At 66.6% G+C, this 13,052-nt stretch carries 10 protein-coding genes and 1 pseudogene; 3 read left to right on the top strand and 8 right to left on the bottom strand.

All coding sequences use genetic code 11. The features are described from left to right. Window positions 1-55: 55 nt before the first annotated feature. The 7 genes and pseudogenes from ACM43_RS04315 to ACM43_RS04285 form a co-directional block, all read right to left on the bottom strand. Window positions 56-808: a hypothetical protein gene (locus ACM43_RS04315; protein WP_271538302.1), complete on the bottom strand. Its 753-nt coding sequence runs from the start codon at window positions 806-808 to the stop codon at window positions 56-58. Window positions 809-1,016: 208 nt separating this feature from the next. After that, a pseudogene (locus tag ACM43_RS04310) lies at window positions 1,017-2,226 on the bottom strand (M48 family metallopeptidase). Window positions 2,227-2,258: 32 nt separating this feature from the next. Continuing rightward, window positions 2,259-2,819, bottom strand: coding sequence for a LemA family protein (locus tag ACM43_RS04305; RefSeq protein ID WP_036037187.1), 561 nt, complete (start codon window positions 2,817-2,819; stop codon window positions 2,259-2,261). A gap of 138 nt (window positions 2,820-2,957) precedes the next feature. Beyond that, on the bottom strand, window positions 2,958-3,935 hold the full coding sequence (locus tag ACM43_RS04300) for a small ribosomal subunit Rsm22 family protein (protein ID WP_271538298.1): 978 nt from the start codon (window positions 3,933-3,935) through the stop codon (window positions 2,958-2,960). A 124-nt stretch (window positions 3,936-4,059) separates the two neighbouring features. After that, entirely contained in the window at window positions 4,060-7,524 is a 3,465-nt protein-coding gene (gene smc / locus ACM43_RS04295) for a chromosome segregation protein SMC (protein ID WP_271538296.1), read from the bottom strand. Between the two features lie 217 nt (window positions 7,525-7,741). Continuing rightward, entirely contained in the window at window positions 7,742-8,398 is a 657-nt protein-coding gene (locus tag ACM43_RS04290; protein WP_271538294.1) for a DsbA family protein, read from the bottom strand. Window positions 8,399-8,537: 139 nt separating this feature from the next. Further along, on the bottom strand, window positions 8,538-9,035 hold the full coding sequence (locus ACM43_RS04285) for a DUF721 domain-containing protein (protein ID WP_128263036.1): 498 nt from the start codon (window positions 9,033-9,035) through the stop codon (window positions 8,538-8,540). A gap of 201 nt (window positions 9,036-9,236) precedes the next feature. On the opposite strand from ACM43_RS04285, the gene mutY reads away from it, so the two are divergent. Together mutY and ACM43_RS04275 are read left to right on the top strand one after the other, a co-directional pair. After that, window positions 9,237-10,337, top strand: a complete 1,101-nt coding sequence (gene mutY, locus ACM43_RS04280; protein WP_271538289.1) for an A/G-specific adenine glycosylase — start codon at window positions 9,237-9,239, stop codon at window positions 10,335-10,337. A 65-nt stretch (window positions 10,338-10,402) separates the two neighbouring features. Next, on the top strand, window positions 10,403-10,822 hold the full coding sequence (locus ACM43_RS04275; RefSeq protein WP_157287807.1) for a PaaI family thioesterase: 420 nt from the start codon (window positions 10,403-10,405) through the stop codon (window positions 10,820-10,822). A 195-nt stretch (window positions 10,823-11,017) separates the two neighbouring features. Here ACM43_RS04275 and ACM43_RS04270 read toward each other — a convergent pair whose 3' ends face one another. Continuing rightward, window positions 11,018-12,295, bottom strand: a complete 1,278-nt coding sequence (locus ACM43_RS04270; protein ID WP_271538287.1) for a flavin-dependent oxidoreductase — start codon at window positions 12,293-12,295, stop codon at window positions 11,018-11,020. A gap of 124 nt (window positions 12,296-12,419) precedes the next feature. Between ACM43_RS04270 and ACM43_RS04265 the strand changes: the two genes are divergently transcribed. After that, window positions 12,420-13,040, top strand: coding sequence for a glutathione S-transferase family protein (locus ACM43_RS04265; protein WP_271538285.1), 621 nt, complete (start codon window positions 12,420-12,422; stop codon window positions 13,038-13,040). Window positions 13,041-13,052: the final 12 nt, after the last annotated feature.

Genomic DNA, 13,052 nt, shown 5'->3' with positions numbered 1-13,052 from the left:
TATTATCTGGGCCAACTCACCGCCCAATCCAGCCGTATCCACCCGGCTTGCGCAACTATTTTTCGCTGTTGCGGGTCACCGGCTTCGAACCGACGATGTCGGTCAGGCGGATGCGGTCGAACTCGCTCCAGACATTGGCCAGCCAGTGCCGGACATAACCGCGCAGCACGAAGGAATAGTTCGCGGCCTCGTCGCTGATGCCCTTGTTGGCCACGAATTTCAGGAACGGGACGGAGGACACCTCGACCTGCTCATAGGCCATTTCGTTGAGCTTGGGGATCGTCAGCTCGGTCGCGTCCTTGATGCGGTGGAAGTAGGAATTGTAGGTCGCCTGGTCCCACTGGAAGAACTGGGTGTCGTTGATGAAGTTCTTGACCAGGAAATATTTCGCGCCCCCCATGAAGCCTGCGGTCTCCGCGATCTCCTCCAGCGAGGCGATCGAGGGTCCGAGGATGTGGAACACGGCGAAGGTGATCTGGCCGGCCTTGGCGGCGTCGAGGAAGCCGATGTCGCGCAGCGAGGCCAGCGCCGGCGAAAGCAGGCCGGCGCGGACGTCGATCACGGTGACCGAAGGGCTGACAGCGTTGAGCGTGTCGAAGATCTTCATCTGGTCGGCCGTCGTCGTCATGTCGACGATCTCGGTGATGTCGGGGTGGAAGCGTTTCAGGGTTCCGCGCGGCGACTCCGTATCGAACGCCCGCGTCGGCACGTTGTTGGCCGAGAAATAATCGAGCAGGGTGCGCGATACCGTGGTCTTGCCGACCCCGCCCTTGTCCGCGCCCACCACAACCACTGCCGGCTTTGCCATTGCTGTCCCCTAACGCGCGCCCCCGATCGCGAGGTCGCAATCGGCCGGGCCCCAAATCGATGTCCCGAAAGACGTCCCGAGTCTGCTGTTGGGCGCGAACATGGCAGAAACAAGGGAGAATTCAATTCCTCGCGCTCCACTTACGGCAATTCCCGAGGATTTTCCCGATTGCCGGGAAACCCGGCGCATGAAGCGGCAAATCACGCCGTCAGTGACGGCCCCACGGTCCCATCGGATTGGCTGCCGGGGCTCCTGAGGGACTGGGCGCGGGAACGGGCGGGCGGGCTCGCGGGACCGGCCGCATCGCTCCACGGCCCCTGCGAGAGCGGCGGCGGCCCGTCCTGCGCGCCGGCTTGTTCGGTCTCGAGTTGTTCCGTCTCTTCGGCGGGGTCCGGCAGCGGTCCCGGATCGCGCCCGCCGGCGAACTTGACCAGCGCGTCGACCCGGGACTGCACGGAAGGGTGGGTCGCGAACAGGTCGGCAAAGCCCTCGCGTGGATTGTCGACGCAGAGCTCCATCACGGCCGAGGTCGCGCCGGGAAGCTCGCCGCGATTCTCGATCTTGCGCAGCGCCGAGATCATGGCGTCGGGGTCTTTCGTCAGCTCGACCGAACCCGCGTCGGCTAGATATTCGCGCGACCGCGACAGTGCGAGCTTCACCACCTGCGACAGCAGCCAGGCCAGCACGATCAGCACGATGGCGATGATGATGACGATGATCGCGCCGCCGCCGGAGCTCTTGCTTTCGCTCGACGACGAGGACGACCGCGACGACGAGGAGGAGCCGGAGGACGAGGAGCCGCCGGAGCTCCAGTTCAGATTCGTGAACAGGCGGAAGAACAATTCGCCGAAGAAGCCGACCACGCCGGCGATGATGACGGCGACCACCATCAGTTGCACATCGCCGTTCTTGATGTGGGTCAGCTCGTGGCCGAGCACCGCCTCGATCTCCTTGTCGTTGAGCGCATCGAGGAGACCCGTGGTGACCGTGATGGAATATTGCCGCGGATTGAGACCGGTCGCGAAGGCGTTCAGCGCCGGGCTCTCCATGATCTTCAGCTTCGGCATGGTGAGACCGCGCGAGATGCAGAGATTCTCGAGCAGATTGTAGAGCCGCGGCTGTTCTTGCCGGGTGACGCTGTGGCCGCCGGTCACGGCATCGATCATCAACTGGTGAAAGAAATAGGCGATCACGATCCAGACCGCCGCCACGACCGTTGCAATGGGCGCGGCCTTGAGCAGGTCCGAGAAGGCGTGTCTGAGATAGTACGCGACGGTCTCACTGTCATCGATGAACACTTCGGCCACCAGCGCGCCGGCATAGACCAGCACATAGACCAGCGCGAACAAGCCGGCGAGCAGCAGCATCGAACGAAGCTTGTTCGAGGCGATGTGCGTGTAGAGACCATACGCGGCCATGACGCGATGCCCCGCCGGCCTATCGGCTCAAATCAGAACTTCACCTGCGGCACGGTCTCGACCTCGGTGCGGCTGGCGCCGAGATCGAAGAAGTCCTTTTTGGTGAAGCCGAACATGCCGGCGAACAGAGCTGCGGGCAGCTGCTGGATGCCGGTATTGTATTCCTGCACCGCGTTGTTGAAGAAGCGGCGGCTCGCCGCGATCTTGTTTTCGAGGTCGGAGAGCTCGGAGGCGAGCTGCTGGAAATTGGCGTTGGCCTTGAGGTCGGGATAGGCCTCCGACAGCGCGATCAGCCGGCCGAGCGCGCCGGAGAGCTGGGTCTCGGCCGCGGACACCTGCGCCGGGCCCTGCGCCGACATCGCCGAATTGCGCGCCTTGATGACGTCGTCGAGCGTGCCGCGCTCGTGCGAGGCGTAGCCTTTCACCGTCTCGACCAGGTTCGGGATCAGGTCGTGACGCTGCTTGAGCTGCACGTCGATGTCGGCAAAGGCCTGGCCGACACGCTGGCTCAGCGCCACCAGGCGGTTGTAGGCGCTGAAAGCGATCAGCGCGAGGACGACGATGACGCCGAGGACGATCCAGCCGGTCGACATGGAGAACTCCTGAAGAGGGAAGAAGGCGGGCGCTAGGGTAGACGAAATTAACGCAGGATGAGAGCCCGGCGCGGAGGGAAGGTAAGACTTGGTCGGATCAGGAACGGCCCGAGTTCAAGGCAGGCACGGCCAGCGAAATTAACTTTCGGACATGACGGCATCGCCCCAGCGCCAGCGCCGGGCCTCGGCATAGGCCACCTTGTCCCGCCGCGGGACTTTTGCCGGCGCGACCCCGGCCTCCGTGCAAAGCTTGGCCGTGATCTCGGCCTTGCCGACGTCCGGCGGTGCCAGCACGCGCGCGGCGCGGCTCGCGGGCGGCGTGCGGGTCAGGGCGACGTAGATGAAGCGCTCGTCCTCGAACGGCACCTCGGCGCCTTTGATCTGCCGGTGCGCCTGCGAGCGCGGCAGGCGCTGGCTGAAATGGCACCAGTCGGGCGCGATGAGCGGGCACGGCCTTTCGTGCGGGCAGGGCGCGGTGACGAAAGCGCCAGCTGCGATCAGCTGCTGCCGCACGGCGAGGATGCGGGCATAGCCGGCGGGCGTGCCGGGCTCGATCACCACCAGCGCGTGGCGCGCTTTGGCCCACATCGCCTCGGTCAGCTTGCGCTGATCGGCCTCGCTGAGCTCGCCGATGATGTAGCTGGCGATGACGAGATCGGCCTGTGAGACCTCGGCGAGGTTGCCGCCGGCATCGCCGGGCAGATAACGGCACTCCGCCAATCGCGAGCTGCCGTGTGCCAGTTCGAGCGCGAGCCGGCTCAGCGTGGTGTTGGCATCGAGCAGGGTAAAATCCTGTAGCGACGGAAAGGCTTCCGCGGCGGCCCAGCTTGCCGTGCCCGGGCCGGCGCCGACGTCGAGCAATGTTTCGGGGGCGAGATCAGGCGCGATCTCGGTGAGCGCATTGAGGCTGGCCGCCACCGCCGCGTAGGTCGCGGGCATGCGCGCCAGCGCATAAGCGAGCGCATCGGCGTCCGACTTGATCGTGCTGGAGGTGCCGCCGGCGCGATACGTAGTCGAGATCTTCTGCGAGCGCTGGGCTGCGTCGCTGCGGGACAAGCCCTGCAGCTTGCCGTCGAGGGCGGCTTTCAGTTCGGCGGGAAGGGTGGGGGAGATCATCAGCAACCCCACGTCATTCCGGGGCTCGCGAAGCGAGAACCCGGAATCCATTTATCCGCAGCGTCGGTCGCACCATGGATTCCGGGTTCGATGCTGCGCATCGCCCCGGAATGACGGTCCAAGATCACGCCACGTTCTGGTCGAGAATGTCCACGGCCTCGGCGAGGCTCACCGACACCAGCTGCGAGACGCCGCGCTCGGCCATGGTGACGCCGAACAGCCGGTTCATCCGCGCCATCGTGATCGGGTTGTGCGTGATGATGATGAAGCGCGTGTCGGTGGAGCCGGTCATCTCGTGCAAGAGGTTGCAGTACCGTTCGACGTTGTGGTCGTCGAGCGGCGCGTCGACTTCGTCCAGCACGCAGATCGGCGACGGGTTGGTGAGGAACACCGCGAAGATCAGTGCCATCGCGGTCAGCGCCTGCTCGCCGCCCGAGAGCAACGACAGCGTCTGCGGCTTCTTGCCCGGCGGCTTGGCGATGATTTCGAGGCCAGCTTCCAAGGGGTCGTCGCTCTCGATCAGGTGCAGCGCGGCCTCGCCGCCGCCGAACAGCTCGACGAACAAGCGCTTGAAGTGGTCGTTGACGACGTCGAACGAGGTCAGCAGCCGCTCGCGGGCCTCCTTGTTGAGGCTCTGGATACCCTGGCGCAGCCGCTTGATCGCCTCGACCAGGTCGTCGCGCTCGGTGACGAGGCCGGTGTGCTGGGTCTCGACCTCGCGCAGTTCTTCCTCGGCGCGCAGATTGACGGCGCCGAGGCGTTCGCGGTCGCGGCGCATCTTCTCGAGGTCTTCCTCGATCTCGTGCAGCGGCGGCAGCTCGGCGCCGGGCTCGAGCTCGGCAAGGCCGGCGACGGCCTGCGGCTCGACCTCGAGCATGTCGCGGATCTCGCGCTCGATGTCCTCGAGCCGGCGGCGGGCGCCTTCCATGCGCTCCTCAGCGCGGGCGGTGGCCTCGCGGGCGCTGGAGAGCGCCTCGAGCGTCAGCTTGGCGACACGGTCGGTCTCGGCCATTGCGGTTTCCGCGGTGGCAAGTGCGTCGGCGGCCATGCGGCGGTCGTTCTCGGCGTATTCGATCTCGGTGATCAGCGCGCTGCGCTTTTCGGCAAATACGGCCGGGGCGTTTTCGAGCTCGCTGCGCTCGATCGTGAGCTCGGCGATGCGGGCCTGGATGGTGTCGATATGGGAGGCCGCGCTCTCCTTGCGGTTCTGCCACTCGGTGCGTTCGGCGAGGATCGCCTGCACGCGGCGATCGGCGAGCTCGGCCTCACGTGCCAGCGCCTGCGCCTCGGCGCGGACCTGGGCGGCCATGCGGCGGCGGCCTTCGATGTCGCTGCGGACGGCGGCGAGCTGGGTCTCGGTGTCTTCGCTCGACGGCAGCTCGCCGATGCCGGCCTGGGCGTATTCGTAGGCGGCCTCGGCTTCGGCGCGATCGGCGGCGAGCCGGCTGTGCGCTTCCGACAGCGTCGCCTTGCGCGCGGCATGGCGGCTGATCTCGCGCTCGGCATTGGCGTGGCGCTCGCGCGCGACGTTCAGCTCGCGCTGCGCGGCGCGCCAGGCCTCGCGGCTGGCGCCTTCGGTGCTCGCCGCCATCTGCAGCTCGGACTCGGCGTTCTCCAGCGCCTGACGCTTGATCTGCGCGTCGATGCGGGCCTGCTCCAGCTCGTTCTCGATGTCGACGAGGCGGGCACGCTCGGCCAGGCGCCGCGCGGCGCCGGTCGGGGCATGCGCTGCGGCAACAAAACCGTCCCAGCGCCAGACGTCGCCCTCGGGCGAGACCAGCCGCTGGCCGGTCTTGAGCTGCGACACCAGCTCGGCGCCGCGCTCGCGCGGGACGACACCGATCTGCACGAGGCGACGCGCCAGCTCGGCCGGCGCCTGCACATGGTTGGAGAGCGGAACGGCGCCCTCGGGCAGCTCCGGATCGCCCTCGGTGTATCCGACATTGGTCCAGCGCATCGGCGCCGACGGATCGATCGGTGCATCGAGATCGTCGCCGAGTGCTGCGCCGATCGCCTTTTCAAAGCCCTTGTCGACGGTGATGCCGTCGATGATCGGCGGCCACAGATTCTTGGTCTCGCCGTTGACGATCTTCGAGATCGTGCGCGCCTCGGTCTCGAGCCGCTGCACGCGCTTGTCGGCCTCGACCAGTGGCGAGCGCGAGGATTCCAGCGTCTGGCGTGCCGCGACATGCGCCGCTTCGCTCGCCTGCGCCGCAGCTTCGGAGGCGGCCAGCGTCTCTTCCGCGGTCTCGACCAGCGCGGTCAGCTCGTCGAGATCGCCGAAGCCGCCGGTATCGGCGGCAAGCTTCTGCTCTTCCGCCGTGACGTTCGCAATCTCCTGATCGAGCCGGGCGAGCTTGTCGCGATGGGTGCGGACGTTGGCCTCTAACTGATTGCGCTTAGCGGTGAGGTCGGCGAGCGCGGTGGTGAGCTCGGCGAAGCGCTGCTCGGTCTCGGTCAGCACCGCCTCGGCCTCGGCGACGCGCTCGTCGACGCCGGAGCGCTTCTCGACGCGCGACTTGATCTCTTCCTTCAGCTCGGCATCTTCGGCGTCGAGCCGCTGCAGCGCGACGTCGGCGTCCATGGTCTGCTGCTGGGCGCGCGAAATGTCGCCCTCGAACTGGGCGAGGCGGCGCTCGAGCTCGGCGACGCGCTCCTTGGCGCGCTCTTCCTCGCGGTCGAGCTGCTCGCGGGCATTGGTCAGGCGTTGCAGGCCGGCCGCGGCGCGCGCTTCAGCATCGCGCAGCGCCGGCATCTCGGCGGCGCGGATCGCCTGGATGCGGGCGGCTTCGGCCTGGTGCTGAGTGCGCTCGGCCATCTCGCGCACGGCGAGATCGTGGGTCTGGCCGGATTCGTTGACGTCGGCATGGGCACCGACCCAGCGCAGGTGGAACAGCGTGGCTTCGGCCTTGCGGACCTTGGCGGCGACCTCGCGATAGCGCACGGCCTGGCGAGCCTGCTTCTTCAGGCCTTCCATCTGGCCGGAGAGCTGGCCGATCACATCCTCGACGCGGGTGAGGTTGGTTTCGGCCGCCTTCAGCCGCAGCTCGGCCTCGTGACGGCGGGCATGCAGGCCGGCAACGCCCGCGGCATCTTCCAGCACGCGGCGGCGCTGCTCGGGCTTGGCCTGGATGATCTCGCCGATCTTGCCCTGGTGGACGAGGGCGGGCGAGCGCGCGCCGGTGGCGGCGTCCGCGAACAGGATCTGCACGTCGCGGGCGCGCACGTCGCGGCCGTTGATGCGGTAGACCGAGCCCGCCTCGCGCTCGATGCGGCGGGAGATTTCCAGGATCTGGCTGTCGTTCATCGCCGCCGGCGCGGTGCGATCGGCATTATCGATCGTCATCGTCACTTCGGCATGGTTGCGCGCCGGACGATTGCCGGAGCCGGCGAAGATCACTGCATCCATGTCGGCCGCGCGCAAGCTCTTGTAGGAGGTCTCGCCCATCGCCCAGCGCAGCGCCTCGACGAGATTCGACTTGCCGCAACCGTTGGGGCCGACCACGCCGGTCAGGCCGGGCTCGATGACGAAGTCCGTGGGCTCAACGAAGGACTTGAAACCGTGAAGGCGCAGGCGGGTGATTTTCATAAGCACGCATCTCTGTTGGCAGGCGCGAATCCCCCTGCCGGGACAATACCATGGAAGGCAATGTCGCTGTCTGGGTGAGTCGCGCGAGGCGCCTCATGCGGCTGGACAATGGCCGCGGTGCGCCGCGAGGGCAACCGGCGAAAGCCGCTTTTCCCAAGGGATTTATGCCGGGAAAGATACGGCTTTCGAGATGCGAATCAGGATCTTGACGCGCGAATCAGCTCTTCAGCAGCGGGTTGATCTTCTTGGCGAACTCCTCGAACGAGGTGTCGCCCTTGATCTTCTCGCCGTTGATGAAGAAGGTCGGCGTCGAATCCACCTTGAGCACGTCGCTGGCATATTTCTGGTCGGCGGCAATCTTGTCGAGCAGCGCCTGGTCCTTCAGGCAGGCCTCGACCTGCTGCTGGGTGAGGCCGGCCTGCTTGCCGATCCGCGTCAGGGTCTCAGTGGTGTTCTTCATCACCCAGTCATTCTGCTGGCGGAACAGCATGTCGGTGACCGCGAAGTATTTCGGGGCATCGTCCTTGGCGATGCAGCGCGATAGCATCGAGCCGGCGGCGGCTTTGATGTCGAGCGGGAACTCGCGGAAGATGTAACGCACCTTGCCGGTGTCGATGTATTCCGTCTTGATCTTCGGGAACACCTGCTCGTTGAAGGCGGCGCAGTGCGGGCACGTCATCGAGGCGTATTCGGTGATGGTGACGGCGGCATCCTTCGGGCCGAGCGCCATGTCGGGCAGCGACACCGGCTTGGCCACGTCGGCGGCCGACTGAGCCATCGCTTCCGTGATGAACCGCAGCGGCGAGAGCCCGGCGAACGCGGCAAGCCCGGTCAGCGACAGCATCGTGGTGAAGGCGCGGCGGGTGATGATCAAGGTCGGCTCCCGGGATTGGCAAGGTTCGCCCAAAGGACGGTCAAGGTTTCCTGCTCGGACGGCCTGTCGCTAGCTTGAAACGTCGTTTGAGGCAATGGCGGGCGCTACGGACAGGTCCAGTTTGGCCGCGGAATGAGGCTCAATTTCGCTTGATGGCGGCCCCGAGGCGCGCCAGCGCGGTCTTCAGTTCTTCATCCTCGATGTCGGTCAGGTTCTCCGCCACCTTGGCGACGGCCTTGGGGTCGGGCGGGCCGGGCCGCTTCCGGGCCTGCGGCCGCGACAGGGGCGCCTGGCGGAAGGCCAGCTTGCCGACCGCGCTCCAGCCGAAGAAGCGGTTGACCCGCTCCAGGATCACGTCGGCCGAATGCTGGATCTCCAGCGCCATCGGCCCCTCGACCCGCAGCACCAGGGTTGCCGGCTCCTGCGGCTGACCCTCGACCGGCCGTGGCCATTGCATCTTGAGCGGCTCGGCATGGGCCGCGATCTCCGGCCCCGCGATCTGCGCCCACCGCGTCACCAACTCGCGCGCCGCAAAGCCCTGCTTGGCATAGGCCTCGGCAAAGACGTCGTCGAGCAGGATCCCGAGCGGTTTGGCGCTGACGGGGCCGGGCTTGAAGATGGGGCCGGATTTGGACATGAGGCCTTATAGCACTTCGAACGCCGGGCCACAGACCCCCGGGCCCGTCATGGCCGGGCTTGTCCCGCCTGCGCGGCCGAAGCCGCTTCGGCGAGGCGGAGGCCCGGCCATCCACGTTCTTCCTGCGAAGAAAGACGTGGATGCCCGCGACAAGCGCGGGCATGACGTGGAGAGGCCAGTGCATTGCCGCTACAGTGAGGAATGAGCCCCAGATCCGCACGCAAGCCGAAGCCGGAACCTTCTCAGCCGGAGACCTCATCGCGCCCGCTCGCGCTCCTGCAATGGTACGACCGCCACCGGCGCCGACTGCCTTGGCGCGCCGCGCCGGGCGAGGCGTCCGATCCTTACCGCGTCTGGCTCTCCGAGATCATGCTCCAGCAGACCACCGTGAAGGCGGTCGGCCCCTATTTCGAAAAATTCGTTGCGCGCTGGCCTGACGTCACGGCGCTAGGACGCGCCTCGCAGGATGACGTGCTGCGGATGTGGGCCGGGCTCGGCTATTACTCGCGCGCACGCAACCTCCACGCCTGCGCGGTCGCGGTGACGCGCGAACATGGCGGCGTGTTTCCGGATACCGAGGAGGGGCTGCGCGCGCTGCCGGGGATCGGGCCCTACACGGCGGCGGCGATTGCGGCGATCGCGTTCGACCGCCGCACCATGCCGGTCGACGGCAATATCGAGCGCGTGGTGTCGCGGCTGTTCGCGGTCGAGCAGGAGCTGCCGCAAGCCAAGCCGCTCATCCAGCAACTGGCCGCGACGCTGCTGGCGGAGTCTCGCGCCGGCGACAGCGCGCAGGCGCTGATGGATCTCGGCGCCTCGATCTGCACGCCGAAGACGCCGGCCTGCTCGCTGTGTCCGTTCACAGAGGACTGCACGGCAGGCGCGCAGGGCACCCAGGAGACGTTCCCGCGCAAGGCACCGAAGAAGAGCGGGACGCTCAGGCGCGGCGCCGCCTTCGTGGTCACGCGCGGCGACGAGCTGCTTGTCCGCTCGAGGCCCGAAAAGGGGTTGCTCGGCGGCATGACGGAGGTGCCGGGCTCGGACTGGCTCGCCGGCCAGGACGATGCAACGGCGAAGCAGCAGGCGCCGCAGCTCAAGGGGCTGTCGCGCTGGCAGCGCAAGGTGGGCGTCGTCACCCACGTCTTCACGCATTTTCCGCTCGAGCTGGTGGTCTACACGGCCAAGGCCGAGGCCCGGGTCCGCGCGCCCGAGGGCATGCGTTGGGTACCGATCGCGACTCTGGCAGATGAGGCGCTGCCCAACGTCATGCGCAAGGTCATCGCGCATGGATTGGATCTCTAGCATCCATCCTGCTGACAGCAGGCTGTCAGCAGTCTTGCGCTAGCAGGGGGCAAAGGAGATCTCGCATGGTCAAGACCGCGCTCGATAACTTCCCAAGGCCCCCATGCGCCGAGCTGCTCGGCTGGCGCCTGCTCGATGCCCGTCCGGAGGAGGGCTGGATCAAGCTTGGCTTCGACGGCAAGCCGGAGTTCTGCAACCCCGCGGGCTTCATCCAGGGCGGCATGCTCTCGGCCATGCTCGACGACACCATGGGTCCGGCGGTGCTGGTGATGAGCGAGGGCCGGCTCTACACCACCACGATCAGCATGACCGTGAATTTTCTCAACCCGGCAAGGCCGGGGACAATCATCGGCGAAGCCAAGGTGACGCAGCTCGGCAAGACCATCGCCTTCGTCGAAGCCAAGCTGATGGCGGAGGACGGCACCGTGCTGGCGACGGCAAGCGCCAGCGAGCGATTGTTGGAGGCGGCGAGGGTGGTGAAGTGAGCGGGCACTGGTCTCTCGCTCCCTCGCCCCGTTCTTACGGGGAGAGGGTGGGGTGAGGGGCCTCTCTCAACACGGGAGATCCACGAGGGACCTGTACCCCCTCACCCGGATTGCATCTTCGATGCAATCCGACCTCTCCCCGCAAGCGGGGAGAGGTGAAGAGGAATGCGCCGCGCGAGTTGATTGATCAGACCCTCAAGCGCTCGCGCGGGCGTCCTTGCTCACGATCGGCGGCTTCGCATTCAGCGCCTCGACCTGGAATCCCGCAACGCGCTTGTAGTTGCCGGCGATGTCTTCCAGCTCCTTTTGCGACAGCACGTCGGTGACGACCCTGTACCCGTCAGGCGCGCGCTCCTCGACCAGCTGCATCACCTGCTCGGGGCCGTTCTTGCGGTTGAGCAGGACGAGGTCGGTGGTCGCGGGCTGCCGCTCGGCTTCATAGGCGAGCAGTGCCGCCTGCGTCGGACCGTGCGCCAGGATCTCGCGGGTGATGACGCGCGCGTCGAGGATCGCCTGCGAGGCGCCGTTCGAGCCGATCGGGTACATCGGATGCGCGGCATCGCCCATCAGCGTGACGCGGCCGAAGGTCCATTGCGACACCGGATCGCGGTCGACCAGCGGATATTCGTAAGCGTGCGGGCAGTTCCTGATCAGGGCGGGCACGTCGAGCCAGTCGAACGTCCAGCTCTCGAACCAGGGCAGGAACTCCTCCAGCCGCGCGGTGCGGTTATAGTCCTCGCGACGCCACTGATAGGTCGGCGGCATGTGGCGCTCCGCGACCCAGTTGATGAGGTGGTTGCCGTTTGCATCCGGTTCTTTCGAGATCGGATAGCAGACGAATTTCAGGATCTCGTGGCCGGCCATGATCATGCTGCGGCCGGTGAGGAAGGCTTTGGCCGGCGTGACGCCGCGCCAGAGGATGCGGCCGTTCCAGATCGGCGGGCCTTCGTTCGGATAGAGCTTTTCTCGCGCGGCGGAATGGATGCCGTCGGCGGCGATCAGGATCGCGCCCTCGTAGGTGCCGGCGGCCTTGCCGATCGCCCTGTCGACGAAGTCGGCGCGCACGCCGCCCGCCGTCTCGGTCCAGCCGGTCAGATGATGGCTGGTGAGGATGTTGTCGCGGCCGAGCCGCTCGAGCGCGGTGTCGAGCAGGATCTGCTGCAGCGTGCCGCGATGGATCGAGAATTGCGGCCATTTGTAGCCGGCCTCCAGGCCGCGCGGCTCGCTCCAGATCGGCTTGCCGTGCTTGGAGAAATAGGCGAGCTCGCGCGTCCGCACGCCGCTGGCGTCCAGCTTGTCCAGCAGGCCGAGCTCGATCAGTTCGCGCACCGCATGCGGCAGCACGTTGATGCCGACCCCGAGCGGCTTCAGTTCCGCGACGCTCTCGAACACTTTCACGGGAACGCCGATCTGATGCAGGCTGAGCGCAAGCGTCAGTCCGCCGATGCCGCCACCGGCGATGAGTACCGTCATGAGAAAACCCCTCCGATGGAGGCGTCTTGGCACAGCCGGGCGGCCGTGGGCAACTGCGAACAGGCCGCCTATGGACGGCGCGGCGGAGGACCGTTAACCTCCGGTTTTCCCCATGAGGTCCGACATGCTCAAGCTCTACTACGCCACCGGCACCTGCGCGCTTGCCACCTACATCACCCTGGAAGAGGCCGGCGCCGAGTACACGGCTGAGCGGCTGAGCTTCAAGGACAACCAGCAGAACAGCCCGGACTATCTCGCCATCAACCCGAAGGGCCGGGTGCCGGCGCTGGTCACCGACCGCGGCGTCCTGACCGAGACGCCGGCGATGCTGGCCTATCTCGCGCAGACCTTTCCCAAGGCGAAGCTCGCGCCGCTCGACGAACCCTTCGACTTCGCCCAGGTGCAGTCGTTCAACTCCTATCTCTGCTCGACCGTGCACATCAACCACGCCCACAAGATGCGCGGCGCGCGCTGGGCGACGGAGGAGAGCTCGTTTGCCGACATGAAGGCGATGGTGCCGAAGACCATGGGCGCCTGCTTCAAGCTGATCGAGCAGAAGATGTTTCGGGGACCCTGGGTGATGGGCGATCAGTACACGATCTGCGATCCCTATCTCTATACGCTTTCGACCTGGCTCGAAGGCGACAGCGTCGACATCAATGCGACGCCGAAGATCGCCGATCACTTCAAGCGCATGTCCGATCGCCCCGCGGTGAGCAAGGTGATGGTGGCGCAGAAGGCGTAACAACCCGACGAT

The organism is Bradyrhizobium sp. CCBAU 45321 (assembly GCF_028128975.1).
In the GTDB taxonomy this organism is placed as follows: Bacteria; Pseudomonadota; Alphaproteobacteria; order Rhizobiales; family Xanthobacteraceae; genus Bradyrhizobium; species Bradyrhizobium yuanmingense.
Note: the sequence above shows the minus strand (reverse complement) of the source record. Positions and strands in the feature narration are given on the sequence as shown.